The sequence below is a fragment of the Thermovirga sp. genome, assembly GCA_012523215.1.
Classification (GTDB): domain Bacteria; phylum Synergistota; class Synergistia; order Synergistales; family Thermovirgaceae; genus 58-81.
Window position 1 is genome coordinate 1 of sequence record JAAYIZ010000274.1, and the last position, 1762, is coordinate 1762.

A 1762-nucleotide genomic window follows, 5' to 3' on the forward strand; every position below is an offset into this window, starting at 1 on the left:
GTCTCAATTTCGGGCGCCAGTTGCCGATTCATCAGGGCTAATTGGAACTCGTACTCGAAATCCGAGAGAGCTCTCAATCCCCGGATGATGACGCGACACTGCTCGGCTCTCATGAAATCAACCAGTAAACCTTCGAAATGCTTGATACGTATATTGGGGAGATGGCTCAAGGCCTCCCTGGTCATGGTTTCCCTTTCTTCCTTCGAGAAGGTGTACTTTTTTTGGCTGTTGTTGAGCACACCCACGGTAAGATCGCCGAATATGGCGGCGGCCCTCTCGGCTATGTAGATATGCCCGTTCGTAATGGGATCAAAGGATCCGGGATACATGGCTCTTATCAATATGGCGGTTCCCCCCCGTCAATAGTTTTCATGAAGAAGGTCAGCAGGGTGTCCCCATAAAATCTCGATTGGAAAAACCACCCGTCCCATTGGGCCGGGTCGACCGCTTCCCTCTTCGCATGCTCAAGGACGAAGGCTCCCTCGTCCTTCGTGATAGCCGCCAGGCGGGACTTCAACGAAGCCATCCTCGCGATCCACCCCGTTTCGTAGGGGGGGTCGGCGAATATCACGTCAAAAAGGCGGGCCTGGTTTTCCAGCAGGGAAAGGGCCCTCCGTACATCCATGGTCAGAATTTCTAACCCTTGCCGCCCAGGCAATCCGGCCAACCCGTCTAACTTCTTTATAGAGGAGTCTACCATTACCACGGGAGCGAACCCTTTCGAAAGGGCCCCCATTCCCACCCTGCCTGTCCCGGAGAAAAGGTCCAGAAAGGATCTCCCTTTACCGGGCCCCAGGATATTGAAAAGGGCTTGCATCACGAGGTCGGAGGTTGGACGGACCCTTTTCACAATCACTGCCTCCCCGAGAAAGCCTCAGATCTCGCGCGCTCCCAGTTTATCCCCCTGGAAGGTTTGATGTCCACCACCGGCGTCCCGTCCACCGCGTCAAGGCCCTCCACTACCAGGACAGGCCCCCTGATACCCTTCAACAGGACAAGGCTGGCGCCGATATGGTTGGGCCTGTTCGGGCTACAGGTCGAGAACACCCCCCGGAGTGGGTTCAGGGCATCCCCCCTGGGGTGGACTTTCATGGGAAAACCGCGGCAAAGGTGAAACCGGAAAAGAACGAGGAGCCTTTCGCCCTCTTCCAACCCTTCCAGGGCTTCTTCGAATTCGGGCATCAGTTCAATCCTAGAATCGACTCCACGGAATCTCTCCGGCGGCACAGGCACCTTGAAGGGTGAACGCACGTAACCCACGGGGTAAAGGGGGTACCCGTTCATCGGCCAGCGCCTTCCAGGAAGGATGCCACATCCTGGAATGCTCCCCTCACCGATGGGGTCGTGAAGGGCCGTGTCGCGAAATCCGTTTTGATCATGCAACCGTCCTTTCCCGGAACGATCCGGAAAAAGAAGGACTGTTCGAAACCCTCATCAGAGGTAAAGGTTTCCACCAGGATAACCCCCGAAGGGTTGGAAAAGCAGTCCCTAAAGACCCAACGGGCTTCCCTTCCTCCCGCCGTTATCCCCACCAGCGAGACCAGTTCGGCCAAGTCAGGGCAGGACCTACCCAAAGCCTTGTGCAATTCGATCACTCCTCTTTCCGGGATGCTCTTCCCGAAGGGCTTCTCCTTTCTGAACCGCATGAGAAAAATCCTTTTACCGGCTTCCAGCCATTTTTTTTCGTACTTGGTACGCCTCCTCCTTGAAGAATCCGATTCGAAAAAATCCATTACGATGGCAGGATGGGATGGGATGGTCA

Annotated in this window: 4 protein-coding genes; all 4 read right to left on the bottom strand. The window is 55.5% G+C overall.

Features of this window, described 5'->3' with window-relative positions; translation table 11 throughout:
• Positions 1 to 329, bottom strand: a 329-nt coding sequence (coaD, locus tag GX108_07480) for a pantetheine-phosphate adenylyltransferase (GenBank protein ID NLO56873.1), incomplete at its 3' end; no start/stop codon positions are given.
• A gap of 8 nt (positions 330 to 337) precedes the next feature.
• Complete coding sequence (locus GX108_07485; GenBank protein ID NLO56874.1) at positions 338 to 850, bottom strand: DNA methyltransferase; 513 nt, start codon at positions 848 to 850, stop codon at positions 338 to 340.
• 2 nt (positions 851 to 852) lie between these two features.
• Complete coding sequence (gene tsaA / locus GX108_07490; GenBank protein NLO56875.1) at positions 853 to 1284, bottom strand: tRNA (N6-threonylcarbamoyladenosine(37)-N6)-methyltransferase TrmO; 432 nt, start codon at positions 1282 to 1284, stop codon at positions 853 to 855.
• On the bottom strand, positions 1281 to 1646 hold the full coding sequence (locus GX108_07495) for a hypothetical protein (GenBank protein NLO56876.1): 366 nt from the start codon (positions 1644 to 1646) through the stop codon (positions 1281 to 1283). Before GX108_07495 ends, tsaA begins: the two co-directional genes overlap by 4 nt.
• Positions 1647 to 1762 lie beyond the last annotated feature (116 nt).

What these genes read in the sequence shown, in the direction of transcription:
- tsaA (NLO56875.1), bottom strand. Translation starts at nt 1,284, where the DNA reads ATGAACGGGTACCCCCTTTACCCCGTGGGTTACGTGCGTTCACCCTTC.
- GX108_07495 (NLO56876.1), bottom strand. Translation starts at nt 1,646, where the DNA reads ATGCGGTTCAGAAAGGAGAAGCCCTTCGGGAAGAGCATCCCGGAAAGA.